The 17,679-nt window shown below is 71.7% G+C and carries 17 protein-coding genes; 7 read left to right on the top strand and 10 right to left on the bottom strand.

All coding sequences use genetic code 11. The features are described 5' to 3' along the window. Positions 1–66 precede the first annotated feature (66 nt). The 7 genes from ABZ823_RS21775 to ABZ823_RS21745 form a co-directional block, all read right to left on the bottom strand. A complete protein-coding gene (locus ABZ823_RS21775) occupies positions 67–1,665 on the bottom strand; it encodes an ABC transporter ATP-binding protein (RefSeq protein ID WP_361662732.1) in 1,599 nt (532 codons plus the stop codon). After that, positions 1,662–2,660 carry an ABC transporter permease gene (locus ABZ823_RS21770; protein ID WP_361662729.1) on the bottom strand — a complete coding sequence of 333 codons (999 nt, stop codon included), beginning with the start codon at positions 2,658–2,660 and terminating at the stop codon, positions 1,662–1,664. Before ABZ823_RS21770 ends, ABZ823_RS21775 begins: the two co-directional genes overlap by 4 nt. Then, positions 2,657–3,694: an ABC transporter permease gene (locus ABZ823_RS21765; RefSeq protein WP_361662726.1), complete on the bottom strand. Its 1,038-nt coding sequence runs from the start codon at positions 3,692–3,694 to the stop codon at positions 2,657–2,659. Before ABZ823_RS21765 ends, ABZ823_RS21770 begins: the two co-directional genes overlap by 4 nt. Before the next feature lie 4 nt (positions 3,695–3,698). After that, positions 3,699–5,417 (bottom strand): ABC transporter substrate-binding protein, encoded by a 1,719-nt coding sequence (locus ABZ823_RS21760; RefSeq protein ID WP_361662723.1) that lies wholly within the window; start codon positions 5,415–5,417, stop codon positions 3,699–3,701. Positions 5,418–5,639: 222 nt separating this feature from the next. Next, positions 5,640–5,732: an Ms4533A family Cys-rich leader peptide gene (locus tag ABZ823_RS21755; protein WP_361662720.1), complete on the bottom strand. Its 93-nt coding sequence runs from the start codon at positions 5,730–5,732 to the stop codon at positions 5,640–5,642. 56 nt (positions 5,733–5,788) lie between these two features. Further along, on the bottom strand, positions 5,789–7,531 hold the full coding sequence (locus ABZ823_RS21750; RefSeq protein WP_361662717.1) for a DUF3152 domain-containing protein: 1,743 nt from the start codon (positions 7,529–7,531) through the stop codon (positions 5,789–5,791). 8 nt (positions 7,532–7,539) lie between these two features. Next, entirely contained in the window at positions 7,540–8,574 is a 1,035-nt protein-coding gene (locus ABZ823_RS21745) for an alpha/beta hydrolase (RefSeq protein WP_361662714.1), read from the bottom strand. A 237-nt stretch (positions 8,575–8,811) separates the two neighbouring features. On the opposite strand from ABZ823_RS21745, the gene ABZ823_RS21740 reads away from it, so the two are divergent. The 4 genes from ABZ823_RS21740 to ABZ823_RS21725 all read left to right on the top strand — a co-directional run bounded on the left by ABZ823_RS21740 (position 8,812) and on the right by ABZ823_RS21725 (position 10,944). Next, complete coding sequence (locus tag ABZ823_RS21740) at positions 8,812–9,060, top strand: hypothetical protein (protein ID WP_361662711.1); 249 nt, start codon at positions 8,812–8,814, stop codon at positions 9,058–9,060. 362 nt (positions 9,061–9,422) lie between these two features. Continuing rightward, complete coding sequence (locus ABZ823_RS21735) at positions 9,423–10,067, top strand: TetR/AcrR family transcriptional regulator (RefSeq protein ID WP_361662708.1); 645 nt, start codon at positions 9,423–9,425, stop codon at positions 10,065–10,067. Between the two features lie 166 nt (positions 10,068–10,233). Further along, complete coding sequence (locus tag ABZ823_RS21730) at positions 10,234–10,461, top strand: DUF3107 domain-containing protein (protein WP_234514282.1); 228 nt, start codon at positions 10,234–10,236, stop codon at positions 10,459–10,461. A gap of 213 nt (positions 10,462–10,674) precedes the next feature. Further along, positions 10,675–10,944, top strand: a complete 270-nt coding sequence (locus ABZ823_RS21725) for a hypothetical protein (RefSeq protein WP_361662705.1) — start codon at positions 10,675–10,677, stop codon at positions 10,942–10,944. A 122-nt stretch (positions 10,945–11,066) separates the two neighbouring features. Here the strand turns inward: ABZ823_RS21725 and ABZ823_RS21720 are convergent, their stop codons facing one another. Further along, positions 11,067–11,804, bottom strand: a complete 738-nt coding sequence (locus ABZ823_RS21720) for a ferritin-like fold-containing protein (protein ID WP_361662702.1) — start codon at positions 11,802–11,804, stop codon at positions 11,067–11,069. Between the two features lie 474 nt (positions 11,805–12,278). On the opposite strand from ABZ823_RS21720, the gene ABZ823_RS21715 reads away from it, so the two are divergent. Together ABZ823_RS21715 and ABZ823_RS21710 are read left to right on the top strand one after the other, a co-directional pair. Then, a complete protein-coding gene (locus ABZ823_RS21715; protein WP_361662699.1) occupies positions 12,279–14,444 on the top strand; it encodes a DEAD/DEAH box helicase in 2,166 nt (721 codons plus the stop codon). A gap of 128 nt (positions 14,445–14,572) precedes the next feature. Then, positions 14,573–15,445 carry an alpha/beta hydrolase gene (locus tag ABZ823_RS21710; RefSeq protein WP_361662696.1) on the top strand — a complete coding sequence of 291 codons (873 nt, stop codon included), beginning with the start codon at positions 14,573–14,575 and terminating at the stop codon, positions 15,443–15,445. A gap of 79 nt (positions 15,446–15,524) precedes the next feature. Here the strand turns inward: ABZ823_RS21710 and ABZ823_RS21705 are convergent, their stop codons facing one another. Continuing rightward, the gene (locus ABZ823_RS21705; protein ID WP_361662693.1) at positions 15,525–16,421 is read right to left on the bottom strand and encodes an NYN domain-containing protein; all 897 of its coding nucleotides are present in this window, start codon (positions 16,419–16,421) and stop codon (positions 15,525–15,527) included. A gap of 262 nt (positions 16,422–16,683) precedes the next feature. Here ABZ823_RS21705 and ABZ823_RS21700 point away from each other — a divergent pair, with 262 nt between their 5' ends. After that, positions 16,684–16,836 carry a hypothetical protein gene (locus tag ABZ823_RS21700; protein ID WP_361662689.1) on the top strand — a complete coding sequence of 51 codons (153 nt, stop codon included), beginning with the start codon at positions 16,684–16,686 and terminating at the stop codon, positions 16,834–16,836. Between the two features lie 87 nt (positions 16,837–16,923). Here the strand turns inward: ABZ823_RS21700 and ABZ823_RS21695 are convergent, their stop codons facing one another. Continuing rightward, the gene (locus ABZ823_RS21695) at positions 16,924–17,529 is read right to left on the bottom strand and encodes a MarC family protein (protein WP_361662686.1); all 606 of its coding nucleotides are present in this window, start codon (positions 17,527–17,529) and stop codon (positions 16,924–16,926) included. Positions 17,530–17,679: the final 150 nt, after the last annotated feature.

Raw genomic sequence — 17,679 nt, 5'->3', positions numbered from 1 at the left:
ATGGCGGGCTTAGAGCTGGGAACAAACTGGGCGCCCGGCTCGAGGCGCCCATTTTGTTCGGAGCTCTTACGCCGTCGCGAGCACCGTGCGGGCGGCGCGCCGCTCGGCCGCCACCGCGGGGTCGAGTGCGGGTACGGCCGCCAGCAGCTGCTTCGTGTACGGGTCCCGGGGCGCGTCGTAGACCTCGTCGGCGGGTCCGTACTCGACGATCCGCCCTCGCCGCATCACCGCGACCCGGTCGCTGACCTGCCGCACGACGGCCAGGTCGTGCGCGACGAAGACGAGCGCGAGCCCGAGTTCGCGTTGCAGCTCGCTCAGCAGGGCGATGACCTGGGCCTGGGTGGTGACGTCGAGCGCCGAGACCGGCTCGTCGCAGACGATGACCCGCGGCTCGGCGGCGAGGGCTCGCGCGATGCCCACGCGCTGGCGCTGCCCGCCACTGAACTCGTGCGGGTAGCGGTCGTAGTGCGACTCGTCGAGCCCCACGCGCCGCAGCAGTTCGCGCACACGCTCCCGGATGCGCTGCTCGTCGCTCGCCCTCCCGCGCGCCCGGAGCGGGTCGGCGATCGACTCGCCCACGCTGCGCCGGGGGTTGAGGGAGGAGACGGGGTCCTGGAAGACCATCTGCACGGCCGGGTCCACCCCGGAGCGCACCACTTGCTCGTGGCGGACCTCGCCGGCGGTGGGTTCCAGCAGCCCGACCAGCATGCGGCCCAGTGTGGTCTTCCCGCTGCCGCTCTCGCCGACGATGCCGAGGGTCTCGCCGCGCCGCACCGTGAGCGACACGTCGTCCACGGCGGTGAAACTCCGTCTGCCGCGCCCGAATACGCGCCGCAGCCCCGACGCCTCGACGACGACGTCGTCCGATGCGGCGCCCTCGCGTGCGCGGGGCGCGTCCACCCGCGGCACCGCGCCCAGCAGTTCCCGTGTGTACCGCTCCCGGGGATCCCCCAGGACGGTGGCGACCGGCCCGCGTTCGACGGCCTTGCCGTGGCGCATCACGAGCACGTCGTCGACGCTTTCGGCGGCGACGCCCACGTCGTGGGTGACCAGCAGCAGCCCCATCCCGGTCTCCTGCCGCAGAGTGTGCAGCAGGTCCAGGATCTGGGCCTGGACGGTCACGTCCAGCGCGGTGGTCGGCTCGTCGGCGATCAGCAGCTCCGGCTCGCAGGCCAGTGCCATGGCGATCAGGGCACGCTGGCGCATACCGCCGCTGAACTCGTGCGGACGGGAGCGGGAGCGCCGTGCCGCATCCGGGATTCCGACCCGGTCCAGCACCTCGACGGCACGCGCGCGTGCGGCACGCCGTGAGGCGCGCGTGTGCACCCGGTACACCTCGGCGATCTGGTCCCCGATCGCGTAGTAGGGGTCCAGTGAGGACAGCGGGTCCTGGAAGACCATCGCGGCCTTCCCGCCGCGCAGCCGCCGCAGTTCGTCCTCGGACGCCTGCCGTACGTCGGTGCCGGCCACCTGGACCGAGCCGCCGACCCTGGCGCCCGTGCCGCGGTGCAGGCCCAGCAGGGCCGCCGCGACGGTGGACTTGCCCGAGCCGGACTCGCCCACCAGGCCCAGTGCGGCACCCTTCTCCAGCCGGAAGGAGAGCCCGCCGACGGCGCGGAGGTCGCCGAACCGGACGGTCAGATCGGTCACTTCCACGAGGCTCATACGAGTACCACCCGTCGGTCGGCCACCGCGTACAGCACGTCCGCGACGGCGTTGGCGACGACCACGAAGAAGCCGATGACCAGGACCATGCCGACGACCACCGGCAGGTCCACGACCTTGACCGCCTGGACCAGTTCCTGTCCGATGCCGGGCAGTCCGAAGAGCGTCTCGGTGAGCACGGCACCGCCGACGGCCGAGCCGAAGTTGTTGGCGTTCAGCGCGATGACGGGCGCGAGTGCGCCGCGCAGCGCGTGCCGTCCGATGACCGAGCGCTCGCCGACGCCGTAGGCCCGGAAGGTGCGAATGTGGTCCTCGGCGAGCGTCTCCAGCATCGACGCCCTGGTCAGACGGGCGAAGGTGGCGGCCTCGACCAGGGCGAGGGAGAGCCACGGCAGCAGCAGGTTCCACGCCCACTGCTCGGGATCGTCGGTGAAGGCGACGTACTGCGGGAAGGGCAGCAGGTGCAGCTCGCCGCAGACGACGATCATGAGGACCAGGCCGATGACGAAGACGGGTGTGGCGGTGCCCGCCAGGGTGATGCCGGTCAGCACCCGCTCGGTGGGCCTGCCGCGCCGCCAGGCGGAGAGCATGCCGGTGCCCATGCCCAGGACGAGCCACAGCACCATGGCGCCGAGCACGAGGGACAGGCTCACCGGGAGCTTCGTCAGGATGAGGTCCGTGACCTGCTGGTCGCTCTGGTAGGAGAGCCCGAGGCAGGGCGCCGCGCAGTGCTCCACCGACGTGCCCGTGGAGTAGTCCTGGCCGGCGAGGAGGCCCTGAAGGAAGTGCCCGTAGCGCGCGTACAACGGCTCGTCGAGCCTGAGCTGCTGGGCGACCTGGTGGACCTGTTCCGGTGAGCAGCGCGGGCCGCAGGTGATCTGGGCGACGTCGCCCGGGGTGGCGTAGAAGACGACGTAGATGATCACCGAGATGGCGAACAGGGTGATCACGGTGCCGACGGAGCGGCGCAGTACGAAACCGCCGAGGCCGCTCATGCGTCCGCTCCCTTCGTGGTGCCCGTCCCGGTCTCCGCGCCGCTCGCGCCGTCCTCGCGTGTGCGGCCGGTGCCGACACGCAGGCGGGAGGCCGCGCGCGGGTCGAGGGCCGTGCGGACGCCGTCGCCGAGGACGGTCAGGGCCAGGACGGTCACGAAGAGGGCGCCGGCCGGGAGCAGCAGGTACTGCGGCGCCGCCTGGTACCAGACGTCGGCGGCGGTGAGCATCTGACCCCAGGACGGTGTCGGCGGCTTCACGCCGACACCGAGGAAGGACAGGGCGGCCTCGACGGAGATGTTGATGGGGACCAGCAGAGCCGCGTACGTGATGACGGGCGCCGCGAGTCCGGGCAGCAGCTCACGGAGGGCGATCCGCCAGGTGCCCCAGCCGCTGAGCCGGGCGGCAAGGACGTAGTCGAGCCCCTTCAGGGTGAGTGTCTGGGCGCGCACGATCTTCGCGACGTTGCCCCAGGCGATCAGACCGATGACGAGGGTGACCAGGACGGGCCGCGGGAAGCCGGCGGGCACGATCGCGAGCAGCGCCAGCGACATGATCATCAGTGGCATGCCCACGATGATGTCGGTGGCACGGCTCAGCAGCTGATCGACCCATCGGTTGCCGAGGGCGGAGGCGACACCGACCGCGACCCCGATGAGGACCTGGACGACGGTCGCCGCCAGCGCCACTCCGAGCGAGACCCGCGCCCCGTACACCAGCCGCGCGAACAGGTCGCGTCCGGTCTGCGGCTCGACGCCGAGCCAGTGGTCGGCGCTGATGCCGCCGAGCGAGCCGACGGGGACGCCGCCGCGCGCCGAGTCGACGAGGGCGGGGTGGTACGTGGTCGGGTCCTGGCCCTCGAGCGCGGTGAGCAGCGGCGCGGCGAGCGCGATCAGGACGAGCAGCGCGACGACGGCCGCCGCGACGAGGGCGGCGCGCTGCGCCCGCAGCCGCCGCCGGAACAGACGAGCCCCCGAGGCTCCCGGGACGGGGGTGCCCGTCCCGGGAGCCTGGGTGGCGACAAGTGCCTCGCTCACGGCGCTACTTCACCGCGACCTGCGAGATGTCCAGCACACCGGTCCAGTCGCTGATCACGATGTTCTTGACGTCCTTGCCGTACAGGCGCTTGTAGACGGGGTGGAACAGAGGCACGACGAGGGCCTGCTCGCCGATCTTCTTGTCCAGTGCGCCCCAGCGCTTGGCGGCCGCGTCAAGGTCGGTCAGCTTGTTGATCGAGTCGATCTCGGAATTGACCGACTTGTCGTTCAGCAGGCCCGTGTTGAAGTTCGCGCCGTCCTTGACGATCTGCCGGCCGTCGAAGATCGGGGCGAGGAAGGGGCCGCCGGACGGCCAGTCGGCGCCCCAGTGGGCGAGGAAGAATCCGGGTTCCGTCCTGACGCTGTGGATCTTGCCCTTGTAGTCGTTCTCCTCCAGGCCCTGGAGCTTGACGGTGATGCCGGCCTTCTTGAGGGCGTCCTGGACCGCGGTCGCGATCTCCGGGCTGGTCTCGAAGTCCTTGCTGTTGGAGTGGGTCAGGGTGATGGTGAGCCCGCCCGGGTGACCGGCCTCCTTCAGCAGTTCCCCGGCCTTTTCCGGGGCGCCGTTCCTCCCCGCCGGGAACAGGTCGTAGGGCGTATAGCCGAAGGACTTCTGGTCGGGCAGGAAGGTCGTGGCGGGCTCGGCCAGCGAGGAGCCGCCCGCCGCGTTGACGACCGACGACCGGTCGAGGGCGTACGAGATCGCCTGCCGCACCTTGACGTCGTCGAACGGCTTGACCGTGGGGTTGAACGCGAGGTAGTTCGTGTAGCCGAAGTGGCCGGTGCCGACGCGCGAGGCGAGTGCCTTGTCTCCGGTCACCTTGGCGAGCTCGGCCGGGCCGAGGTTGGTGTCGGTGGTGACCGCGGCGGCGTCCGCGCCCTGGGACGCGGACAGACGCTGGTTGATCACCGAGGAGTCCAGCCCGGAGCGTACGTCGATCCGGTCCGGGTAGGCCTTGCGCTCCTCGTCCGTCGCCGCCGACCAGTACGTGTTGCGCTCCAGGACGAGCGTCTCGCCGTCGTTCTCGTTCTTGACGACCTTGTACGGTCCGGACGAGACCGGGTGCTCCTCGTACTTGGTGCCGGTGTCCTTCGCCTTCGGCACGGGCGTGAACTGCGTCTGCGTCGCCAGGTACGGGAACTCGCCCTCGGGCTTGTTCAGATGGAAGACGAGGGTGCGGCTGTCCGGCGTCTCGATGGCGTCGAGGCCCTTCTTGTCCTTGTAGGGGCCCTGGTAGTGCGCCGCGCCGACCAGCCAGTCCCGCAGGTAGGGCGCGCCGCCGGACAGTTCGGGGGCGAAGGAGCGCTCGATGCCGTACTTGATGTCGGCGGAGGTGATCGGGGTGCCGTCCTCGTACTTGAGGCCCTTCTTCAGGGTGTACGTCCACACGGTCGCGTCCTTGCTCGGGCGGCCGGTGTCGGTGGCGAGGTCCGGTACGACCTTAGCGCCCGCGGCGCCGTTCTCGCGGTTGCGCGTGGTGAGGGTGCGGAGGACCAGGGAGGGCACGTTGCCGCCGCCGGAGGTGTACAGGCGCGCCGGGTCGAAGTCCTGCTGCGGCTGGGAGTTCAGGACGGTCAACGTGCCGCCCTGGTGCGGCGTGGAGTCGCCACCGGCGCCCTTGGCATCGTTGTCCTTCGGCCCGCAGGCGGCGGCGCCCGCTGCCACGACCAGGCCTACGGATGCCGCTGCCAGGCGGCGCGCTATGACGGACGGTTGACGCATCGGAATGACGACCTCTCGGAGGGTGTCTCAGTTTGCGAGACGGATTGACGAGGAGTGAGACAAATGGGGGCGGACGTCGGCCCCGGCGTCAGTCGTCGGACAGCGTGCAGCCATGCGGTCGCCGTGCGATCACGGGGTCGACCGGGGCTCACGGAGATGACGGGAACCCACGGGGATTCCCGAATGTGGTGAGAAGGCGACGCTCACGCCGGAGGCGGGGCGTCAGCGACAGTGAATGTCGGCCACGCAGAGCGGGGTCACGCCGATGAGCGCCAGCTCGAAGGCGGCGCGGACGAAGGCGTGACGGTGCGACATGCGCAGAAATATGTATGAACTTTCCCCGCGTGTCAATCTGACGAGAGCGGGTGCGGTCAACTCCCGGGAAATGGCCAGGGGTTGGGCAGGCAGTGGATCCCGTCGTGGTCGAGGAACTTGGTCTGCTGCTGCATGACCGGGGCCAACTCGCCGTCCTTGCCGCAGGTGACATGGCCGTAGCCGAGGCGGTGGCCGACCTCGTGGTTGATCAGCATCTGGCGGTATGCGTGAATTCTGTCGCCGTATGTCGTCGAGCCCTGTGCCCAGCGGTAGGCGTTGATCATCACGCGCTCGGTGGAGGCCGAGTCGCAGGAGACGTTGTCCTCCGTCGTGTCCAGGCCGGACTTCGCGCACCAGGTGGCGGTGGTGCCCGGGCTGGCGAGCGTGATCACGAAGTCGGGCTTGCCGGAGGAGACGCGCTCGAAGGAGCGGGCGCCGCGATGGGCCCAGCTTCGGTCGTCGTTGAGGGTCTTCTGGACGGCTTCGGCGAAGAGTCCGGCGTCGAGGCCGAGCCCCTTCTCAACGTCCACGCGGTAGGTGTACTTGCGCCCCGTGCCCGGTGCCTTGGCGAAGCCGGGGACCGCGGAGAACCTGCCCGAGGCCTTCAGCGTGGCGCCGAGCGGGTACCTGCGCCCCATGGCCTGCTCGTACGTCAGCGGCGTGGCGCTGGGCCGGGCGGGCGGGGCCGGGGTGCCGTAGCCGCCGACAGCGGGGCCGTGGGTGTCGCGGGCCTGGCTGGTGGCGGACCGCGACCGCGCGGCGCCGCCGTCCTGTCCGTCGGCGACCTGACCGGCGACGACGATGGCGAGCGCGGTGGTGACGGCTGCGGCCGCGATACCGGCCGACGTACGCCCCCTGCCGGATGCCCTACGGGGCTCGGCACCGTCTTCGGCCGTCGCCGGCCCGTCCGCCGGGGACTCCGTGACCCGGCGGCGCGCGTTCTCGGCGAAGGCGTCGAGGTACTCCTGGCGGGGGCCGCTCCGCGTCCGCTGGTGCGGAACCCGGGGCGCGGCACCGTCTTCGGCCGTCGACCGCCCGTCCGCCGGGGACTCCGTGACCCGGCGGCGCGCGTTCTCGGCGAAGGCGTCGAGGTACTCCTGGCGGGGGCCGCTCCGCGTGCGCTGGTGCGGAACCCGGGGCTCGGCACCGTCTTCGGCCGTCGCCGGCCCGTCCGCCGGGGACTCCGTGACCCGGCGGCGCGCGTTCTCGGCGAAGGCGTCGAGGTACTCCTGGCGGGGGCCGCTCCGCGTCCGCTGGTGCGGAACCCGGGGCTCGGCGCGCCCGGCAGGCGCGGGCCGGGTCAACCCCGTGGACCCGACGCCTTCCCCGAACTCGCCCCAGCCGCCGCCGGGTTCACGCTGCTGGGGGTGATCCCCGCGGACGGGGCGGGTGCCGTGCGTGGGAGTACCGTCGGCCGGGAAGCGGGGCACTCCGTGAGCGGGGGTGCCCTCCGCGAAACGCGGGGCGCCCGCCGCCACGGTGCCCTCGGCCGCACGGCGCGTGCCGCGCACGGGCGGACCGGGCGCACGGTAGGCGCCCTGCGCGGGCGGGCCGTCCTCGGGGCGCGCGCCCGATGGGGAATCCGGCCTCGCGGACACCCGGCCGCGCGCCACCGCGTCCCGGGATTCCGTGGCGTCGGCCGCCGACCGGGGCGCGGGCGGTCTCGTGCCGGTCGTCGGTGTCGCGCCGGCCGTCGGTGTCCTGCCGGAGACCGGCGGCGCGGGCGCCGGTATGCCTGGCACCGCGCCCGTGTCCGTGTTCCCCCTGGTGCCCCGCCCCTTGCGGCTGTGCCGTCCCACTCCGCCCCTCAGCTCCTTGCCCCGGCGCCGCCGGACTGGGAACCGCTCCGCGCCCCACCGCGGTCGCGGCCGCCGGCGCCCTCGGGCAACTCCCCGGCGTCCGCGAGGAGTTCACGGAAAGCCGTGGCCACCAGGTCCGGGTACTCCATCATGGCGACGTGTCCCGCCTCGGGCAGGGTCAGCAGCCGGGAGTCGCGGAAGGCGCGCGCCGCGCGCTGGGCCATCCGGAACGCCACGAGCTGGTCCCGGCCGCCGTACACCAGCAGGGTCGGCGCGAGAACCCGCTCCGCCTGACGCCACAGCCCGTGCTGCCCGCCCAGCGTGTACGCGTTCACGATGCCGCGCGCCGAGCGTGCCATCGCGTCCCAGAAGTACGGCAGCCGCAGCCGCCGCTCCATCTCCTCGACGGCATTGCGGAAGCCCTCCGGAGTGACGCGCCCCGGGTCGCCGTAGCACAGCGCCGTGACTCCCCGGACGCGCTGCTCGGCCGTCCAGCCCCGGGTGTACCGGGTGAACAGGGCCGCGACCCCGGGCAGCGCCAGCAACCCCGTCGGGACCGCGCCGCGCTGCACGAAGATCTCCGGGAGCGCGGGCGAGACGAGGGTGAGCGTGCGCACGAGATCGGGCCGTACGGCCGCCACGCGCGTGGTGACGGCTCCGCCCAGCGAATTGCCGAACAGGTGCACGGGCCCACGTCCGGCGGCGTCGAGATAGCGGATGACCGCGCGCGCGTGCCCGGTGACGGAGTAGTCGCCGTCGTCGGGCGGCGGGGAGTCGCCGAACCCCGGCAGATCGATGGCCTCGCCGTCGACGAGCCCGTCCAGCAGGGACATCAGCGCGGACCAGTTCTGGGAGGAGCCGCCGAGCCCATGAACGTACAGCGCGGGCGGCAGACCCTGGTTCCGCGGCGGTCTCGACCGCACCGTCAGCGTGATTCCCGGCAGTCCCACCGACCTGAGCCGTTCGCCCTCCTCGACCCGGACGGGCGCCACCTTGGGGAGTACATTGGCGGCCGAAACGGACGGCAACTCGGTCGAAGACATGCGGCAATGTTACGAGACGATCACGTAGTGGCTCATGTGTTCGCCGTCACATACGACACCGCCCCACACGACGGGACCCGGCACGTCGGCCACGACACCACCTCGGCCGACCGCGAAGCGTCCCCTCCCTCACCCATAGCATCCGAATCGGGTGTCTCCTAGGCTCATAACAGGGCACCCGCATGTGGACCCTGCCTCTTCAGGAACGTTCCAGGAGTTCTGGGAAGGGAGCCCACCATGGCCGTAGACCCCACCGATCCCGAGAAGTTCGAGGTCGACCAGATCGACGTCGAGGAACTCGACGAAGTCGACGAACCCGACGCGCTCGACGTCGAGGCCCCGGAGAACGACGCCGCCGAACAGCGCCAGGAGCTGACCCCGGAGCGGGACGAGCCGCTGACCGGGGAGGAGATCCTGCGCGCCAACGAGGCGGACCTCGTCGAACAGAAGCGCGTCGTCTCCCTCGACGAGGACGACTATCGGTGAGACACCGGTGAGACCCACGATCGGTATCGGTGAGGCCCAAGGACCATCGCGCCGGACAAGCCGGGTACAACGGTCGCATCAAACAGGCCGGGCACTCGGACAGGCCGGACGGATTCGACGAGCACCCCGCGCCGAACGGTCACCCGGGGTGAGAAGACGGCCGCGCGAGGTGAGAGACCGCCCGTCGCCGGCCGCCACCGGGTAGGCGGCCTGTCCGTCGTGCCCCCGTTCGGCACGCTCCGGACGGGTTTCCCCGGCGTCCGGTCCATGAAATTCTGCGCTCGCACCGCGCACAGCACGGTTACCGAAAAGTACGATGGCGGCGCGGCGCACACCGCATGTGGACGATTTTGGGAGGCGGCGTGACAGCCATCGAGCAGACAGAGGCGGCGCGCCCGCGGGGCACTCGCCTGCCGCGCCGTGCCCGACGGAACCAGCTGCTGGGCGCCGCGCAGGAAGTCTTCGTGGCGCAGGGCTACCACGCGGCCGCGATGGACGACATCGCCGAGCGCGCGGGCGTCAGCAAGCCGGTGCTCTACCAGCACTTCCCGGGCAAGCTCGACCTCTATCTGGCCCTGCTGGACCAGCACTGCGACGCCCTGCTCCAGGCCGTGCGCACCGCGCTCGCGTCGACGACGGACAACAAGCAGCGCGTCCGGGCCACCATGGACGCGTACTTCGCGTATGTGGAGGACGACGGCGGGGCGTTCCGGCTGGTCTTCGAGTCGGACCTGACGAACGAGCCCGCCGTGCGCGAGCGCGTCGACAAGGTGACGAACGAGTGCGCGGAGGCGATCTGCGACGTCATCGCCGAGGACACCGGCCTGTCGCGGGCCGAGTCGATGCTGCTGGCCTCCGGGCTCGGTGGTCTCGCGCAGGTCGTGGCGCGCTCCTGGCTGCACAGCGACCGCAGCGTGCCGCGCGACCAGGCGGTCCAGCTGCTGACGTCCCTGGCCTGGCGGGGCATCGCGGGCTTCCCGCTGCACGGCAGCGAGCAGCACCACTGAGCGGGGCCGTGCGGCGCCACCGGGTGAGCCGCACGGCGGTTTGTTCCCGTCGGCTGTTCGCTCGTGGCGTTCCGGGGCAGAGCATGTACGTCCCCTCACCGGGCTAATGTGTGCTGGTACGGCGCGGACGGCCGCGCACATCACTGACCGTCGGAGGGACAAAGCCGTGGAGGTCAAGATCGGCGTGCAGCACGCGCCCCGCGAGATCGTTCTGGAGAGCGGGCAGACTGCCGAGGAGGTGGAGCACGTCGTGGCCGAGGCGCTGTCCGGCAAGTCGGCGCTGTTGAGCCTCGTGGACGAGCACGGCCGCAAGCTCCTGGTCCCGGCCGACCGTCTCGCGTACGTGGAGATCGGCGAACCGGCCCCGCGCAAGGTGGGCTTCGGCACGCTGTAGATCCGAACGGAGCAGCGGAGGGGCCCGGCGGCGCGTGCCGCCGGGCCCCTTTCCCGTCCCTTCGCCGCTGGGTCGGGCAGCCCTCCCGCCCCGGCGGAAAGTGCGCAGATGGAGCACATCCCGCGCACAGACGATGATTGTGTTCCGCGCGCCACGGGTAGGACCGGCTACGACCGATTTGCCCTGGCAGCAGCCGTGTGGGAGGAACCACTCATGCTCTTGGAAGCGCTCGGCTCCGCCGTCCTCGGGCTCGCCCTGGCATGGGCCGCCGCCTACCGGCTGCCGCACCGGCTGCCGGCCCGTGCCCTGGTGCTGTCGACGGGCGTGGCGGGGGCCCTCTTCGGCGCCTTCGTCACCCACAGCGCCCTGGGCGCCGCGGGCATCCTGGTGATCCTCCTGGGCGCCCTGGTGGTCTCCGCGGCCTCACTGTCGCTGCTGCTGCGGCCCGCGGAGCGGTTTCGGCGCAGGTCGGCGACGGCCTGAGGCCGGACGCCGGGGCCGTCGGCGCCCGCGCAGACTCTGACGACACGGGCGGCCCGGGGCACCCGGCCGCGCGTGCCGAGTCCAGGGACGCCCTCGCCGGGCCGCCGAACCGGAAACCGCCGTCAGGCCGCCAGGCCCAGCGCCGCCATCCGCTTCGTGTGCGCCTCGGTGATCCGCGAGAACATCCTGCCGACCTCGGCGAGGTCGAAGCCGTCCGCGACACCGCCGACGAGCATGGTCGACAGGGCGTCCCGCTCCGCGACCACACGCTGGGACTGCGACAGCGCCTCGCCCATGAGCCGGCGTGCCCACAGGGCGAGACGGCCGCCCACGCGCGGGTCGGCGTCGATCGCCGCGCGCACCTTCTCCACGGCGAAGCTGGCGTGCCCGGTGTCGTCGAGCACGGCGAGCACGAGCCCCCGCGTGTCGACGTCGAGCCGGGCCGCGACCTCGCGGTAGAAGTCGCTGGCGATCGAGTCGCCCACGTACGCCTTGACGAGCCCCTCCAGCCAGTCCGAGGGCGCCGTCTGCTTGTGGAAACTGTCGTACGCCGCGACGAACGGCTCCATCGCCTCGGTGGGCCCGGCACCGATCCCGGTCAGCCGGTCCCGGATCTGCTCGAAGTGGTGGAACTCGGCGGACGCCATCTTGGCCAGCTCCGCCTTGTCCGCGAGCGTCGGCGCGAGCTTCGCGTCCTCCGCGAGCCGTTCGAACGCCGCCAGCTCCCCGTACGCCAGGGCGCCGAGCAGGTCGGTGACCGCGGCACGGTACTGCGGGTCGGCGGAGGCCGTCGCCCAGTCCTGGGCTGCGACTCCGGTGGGTTCGGCGGATGCCTCGGGGGCGTTGTCAGGCGTGGTCATGGAGCGCACAATAGCCCGCTCACCGCCCCGCGGAAGTCCCTGGTCAATCAGTGTGACGACGGCTACGTGACCGAATCGGCCATCACATGTGCGTGATTCCGGGGTATGGTGGTAATGCGCCTGCTGGGTACTTCGACGTATCTCGACAGGCCGCATGTATGAGGATGCCCGGTCGGTGGCCCGATCGGCTCCGACCTGACAGCCTTCCTCGTCCGTACGACACCGTGCGTACGGCACCCGGAGGGACCCTCAGCGGTACGAAGCGCTGGAGCGTCGGCGTGGTCCCGTGCCACAGGCCCGTCCCCCAAGCGGCCGACGTCATCCGACACGGTCACGACCCCCGCGCTCGCCTCGCACCGCACACACAGAAGAGGCAGCACCCTGACTACGACTTTTCGAGACCTCGGGATCCTTCCCGAGACGGCCGAGGCCCTGGAAGCCGTCGGCATCATCACTCCCTTCCCCATCCAGGAGATGACGCTCCCCGTAGCACTCTCGGGCACCGACGTCATCGGCCAGGCCAAGACCGGCACCGGCAAGACGCTCGGATTCGGCCTCCCGCTCCTCGAGCGGGTGACCGTCCCCGTGGACGTCGAGGCGGGCCGGGCGAAGCCCGAGGCCCTCACCGACGCCCCCCAGGCGCTCGTCGTCGTCCCCACTCGCGAGCTGTGCACCCAGGTCACCAATGACCTGCTCACCGCGGGCAAGGTGCGCAATGTGCGCGTCACGGCGATCTACGGCGGCCGGGCGTACGAGCCCCAGGTCGAGGCCCTGAAGAAGGGCGTCGACGTGGTCGTCGGCACCCCGGGCCGCCTGCTGGACCTCGCCGGCCAGAAGAAGCTGAACCTGAAGCACGTGAAGTGTCTCGTGCTCGACGAGGCCGACGAGATGCTCGACCTGGGCTTCCTGCCCGACGTCGAGAAGATCATGGACATGCTTCCGGCCAGGCGGCAGACGATGCTGTTCTCGGCCACGATGCCGGGCGCGGTGATCGGTCTGGCCCGCCGCTACATGTCGCAGCCCACGCACATCCGTGCCACCGCACCGGACGACGAGGGCGCGACGGTCGCGAACATCAAGCAGTTCGTCTACCGCGCGCACTCCATGGACAAGCCGGAGATGGTCGCCCGCATGCTCCAGGCCGAGGGCCGCGGACTGGCGATGGTCTTCTGCCGTACGAAGCGGACGGCGGCCGACATCGCCGAGCAGCTCCAGCGGCGCGGCTACGCGTCGGGCGCGGTCCACGGCGACCTGGGCCAGGGCGCGCGCGAGCAGGCGCTGCGGGCCTTCCGCAACGGCAAGGTGGACGTGCTCGTGTGCACCGACGTGGCCGCGCGCGGTATCGACGTCGAGGGTGTCACGCACGTCATCAACTACCAGTCCCCCGAGGACGAGAAGACCTACCTGCACCGCATCGGCCGTACGGGTCGCGCGGGCGCGTCGGGTACGGCGATCACGCTCGTCGACTGGGACGACATCCCGCGCTGGCAGCTGATCAACAAGGCGCTGGAGCTGGACTTCAACGACCCGGTGGAGACCTACTCCACCTCCCAGCACCTCTTTGCCGACCTCGGTATCCCCGAGGGCACGAAGGGTGTGCTGCCGCGCTCGGAGCGCACGCGCGCGGGGCTAGCGGCGGAGGAGCTGGAGGACCTCGGTGAGACCGGCGGCCGGGGGCCGCGGGGCCGCCGTGCCTCGGTCCCGCCCGCGGAAGGCGAGCGGGCGGAGCGTACGCCGCGCCGCCGACGCCGTACGCGGGGCGGCGCGGCGTCCGAGGCGCCGGCCGCGACCGCGGCCCCGACCGCCGCGGGCACGCCGGACGACACGGCCGAGGCCGTGGAGCCGCGCACGCCGCGCCGCCGTCGCCGCACGCGCGGCGGGGTGGCGACCGAGCCGGTCGCCGCGGTGACCGAGACGGTGGAGCCGACGGTGCCGGAGGCGGCTGAGGCTGTGGTGGACACCGCCGAGCCGGTCAAGCCGCGCCGCCGCACCCGCACTCGCACGACCGCGGAAGCCGTGGTCGAGACCGCCGCCGACACCACTCAGGCGGCTCCCGCCGCCGCGGAGGTCGCCGTGGACACCGCGGAGGCGACGGAGAGCAAGCCGCGCCGCCGCACCCGCAAGGCCGCGGAAGCCCAGGACGCCGTGGACGCCGTGGTCGAGACGGCCGCCGCCGACACCACCGAGGCCACCGAGGCCACCGAGGCCACCGAGGCCAAGCCCCGCCGCCGCACCCGCAAGGCCGCCGAGAGCGCTGTGGACACGGCCGAGGGCGAGGCTCCGGCCAAGCCGCGGCGTACCCGCAAGACGGCCGAGGCCGCTGTGGACACCGCGGAGGCGACGGAGAGCAAGCCGCGCCGCCGCACCCGCAAGGCCGCGGAAGCCCAGGACGCCGTGGACGCCGTGGTCGAGACGGCCGCCGCCGACACCACCGAGGCCAAGCCGCGCCGCCGCACCCGCAAGGCCGCGGAAGCCGAAGCCCCGATCCCCGCGCAGGCGGCCGAGGAAGCCGAGGCCAAGCCCCGCCGCCGCACCCGCAAGGCGGCCGCCGTGGAGGCGGAGATCCCGGCGCAGGCGGACGACGCGGAGACCAAGCCGCGCCGCCGTACGCGCAAGGCCGCTCAGCCCGCGGAGGGCTGACCCGGCGAGAACACGATGGCCCGTCCCCACACCGGGGGCGGGCCATCGGTGTTCTCGACGCTCGTACACCGGAACGTCACCCGCCCCCGTCTCCGCCGGGGCCCCAACCGCCCGGTAACCTCGCCCCCATGAGTCGTCCGCCCAGCTTCGTCCCGCCCCCCGGTGTCCGGGCGCAGATGCTCGCCACGGAGCGCGGGGAGTTCGCCGCGCTCGTGGCGGACGCGGTGACCTCGCGGGTGAAGGGGACCGCCCTCCTGCTCCCCGGCTTCACCGGAAGCAAGGAGGACTTCATCGTCGTCCAGCCCCTGCTCGCGGCCGCCGGGTACCGGACGGTCGCAGTCGACGGGCGGGGCCAGTACGAGTCCCCCGGCCCCCGGGACGACGAGGCGCCGTACGCGCAGAGCGAGCTGGCCCGGGACGTGATCGCGCAGGCGCGCGCCATCGGCGCGCCCATGCATCTGCTCGGACACTCCCTCGGCGGTCAGATCGCCAGGGCGGCCGTCCTCCTCGACACCTCCCCGTTCGTGTCGCTGACCCTTATGGCCTCCGGCCCGGCCCAGATCTCGGTCCCCCAGCAGCAGCGGGTGAAACTGCTGCGCGACGCTCTCGCGATCATGAACATGGCCGAGGTGTGGGACGCCATCCAGGCCATGGAACCGCCAGGACACGCCGACGCCGCGGACATCGACGAGGGACTGCTCGCCGACGGGGAGGACCTGCGCCGCCGCTGGCTCGGCAACAGCCCCGCCCAGCTCCGGGCGACGGGCCGGCAGCTGTGCGAGGAGCCCGACCGCGTGGCCGAGCTGGCCGCCGTCGGTCTGCCCGTGCACGTCCTGTCCGGCGACCGCGACGACACCTGGCCGATCCCTCTGCTCGACGACATGGCCGCGCGGCTGGGCGCCCACCGCACGGTCGTACCGCACGCGGAGCACTCCCCCAACACCGACCGCCCCGAACCCACGGCCGAGGCCCTCGCGGCCTTCTGGAACCGTCACTCCTAGGTTCGAAAGCCCCGCCTGCCCCGCGACGCCTGCCCTGGCCGCCCGCTCCCGAGCGCCGGGCAGACGCTCCCGGAAGCCGTCAGTACTGCCCCTGCACGTGCTCCCAGAAGCCGTCCCGCAGCGCGCGCCGCAGGTCCGACTGGCCGCGCAGGGAGTACTGGAGAAGGCCCTCCGCCTCCACCAGCAGATCCTGGTCGACGGAGCCGGGCAGATACGGATGGCCGGGCAGCAGGTCCGCCAGCGCCTCCCGACCCCGGGCCGCCAGCCACTTCGCCGCGATCTGAGCGCCCACGAAGCGGACGTCCTCGCGCGTGGGCCGGGCCGCCGAGGACACCTCGTACCCCGTGGCCGTCCGCCGGGTCACATACGGCTTGAAGAATTCGAGTTCGAGGGTGCGCTGGCTGTCGACCTCCCACAGCAGCGGTTCCGCCTGGTTGCGGCCCTCGGGGGCCTCGATCCCCCACAGGTGCACCCGTGCCCCGTAGCCCTGTGCGGCCTCCACCGCCGACACCAGGTCCTCGTCGCCGCCGATGAGTGCCGCGTCGCTGATGGCCCGGTGCCGGGCCAGCGACTCGAGGTCGGTCCGGATCAGGGAGTCGACGCCCTTCTGCTGGTTGTTGGCGTTGAGGTTGCCGAGCCGCACCTTGACATCCGGGAGTTCGGCGATGGACTGCTGTTCCGCCGTGTGGATTCGGCGGCGGGCCCCGTCGTACCAGTACACGCGCAGCAGGCGGCTGTCCGCGAAGATCGAGCGCGCCCTGTCGATGAATGCCTCGATCAGCCCTTCGGCGTCGAGGTCGAAGGCCCGGCGGTCCTCGGTCCCGGCGACGAGCCGTCCCGCGGCGGCGTACAGATAGCCGGCGTCGACGAAGATCGCATGGGTCGAGGGTGTCTTCGCCACCTCGGCGAGCATGCGCTGAAGCAGCTCGTTCGTGCGGTCGATGCGGGCGCCGAGCGCCGCCAGGTCGTCGTTCATATGCCTCCATTGTCCCGGTGGTCACGCTGCGAACACAACCGGTGCCGACCGGTGCCATATGTAGACGAATCCCTACCGCTGCCGGTGACTGTCCACCGACTTACCGGTCAGTAATTAGCGACTCGAAAAATTTCCTTAGCGTAGGGAATGTTTGTAACAAGCATCCCGTTGACTCTCTATGGACGGGGGCACCGTCGCTCCGCGCTCCGAACAACACCAGTAGTTCTCCGCAGGAGGATGACCAGACGAAGGGAGAAGCCTCATGCGCTTCGAAATCATGCGACTCGACGACGTCGACGGTACGCCCGTGGACACCACCGTCGTGGACGCCGCCTCCGTCAAGCGGATCGTTCAGCAGGCCGCCGCCATCGGGCAGCGACTCTGGATCCGCCCGGCCGACCAGTCCGCCTCATAAGCGGTCGCGCAAGGCCGTCAGAGATTTCGGAGCCCCGTACGGAATGTCCGTACGGGGCTTCGCGTGTTCCGGGGGCCGCCCTGGCGCTCAGCCGGCGTGGACCACCTGGGTGACTCCGTTGATGATCTGCTGCACGGCGATCGCGGAGAGCATCATGCCCGCGAGACGGGTCACCAGGACCACACCGCCGTCCTTGATCACACGGATGATCAGCAGCGAGTAGCGCATGACCAGCCACAGCACGACGTGGATCGCGAGTATCGCCGTCCACACGGACACCTGGGTGCTCACGCTGTCGGCCTTCTGGACCGCCAGGATCACGGAGACGATCGCGCCCGGCCCCGCCAGCAGCGGCATGCCGAGGGGCACGAGGGCGACATTGACGTCCTTGGTCTGCTTCGGCTCGTCCGTCTTGCCGGTGAGCAGGTCGAGGGCGATCAGCAGGAGCAGCAGCCCGCCCGCGATCATCAGCGCGGGCACGGAGACATGGAGATAGTTCAGGATCTGGTGACCCAGGATCCCGAAGACGGCGATGACTCCGCCGGCCACACAGACGGCCTGGAAGGCCATCCGTTTCTGCACCTTGCCGGGGCGTCCGGCGGTGAGTGCGAGGAAGATCGGGGTGATCCCGGGGGGATCCATGATCACGAAGAGGGTGAGGAAGAGGGAACCGAAGACGGCGACGTCGAACATGGGGGCCTTGCGCAGAGGTACGGGAAGAGCGGGGAGAGAGGAAGGAAGGGGTGGAGGGGCAGGGAGCGAACGCGCGGCGGCGGGCGGACCGGGCCGCTGGAGGCGGTCGCGCACCGGGTGGCGCGGCGAGGCGGGGGCACGGCGGCGGAT

Origin of the sequence: Streptomyces sp. NPDC047079, from assembly GCF_040643755.1 — a bacterium.
Lineage (GTDB): Bacteria > Actinomycetota > Actinomycetes > Streptomycetales > Streptomycetaceae > Streptomyces.
Note: the sequence above shows the minus strand (reverse complement) of the source record. Positions and strands in the feature narration are given on the sequence as shown.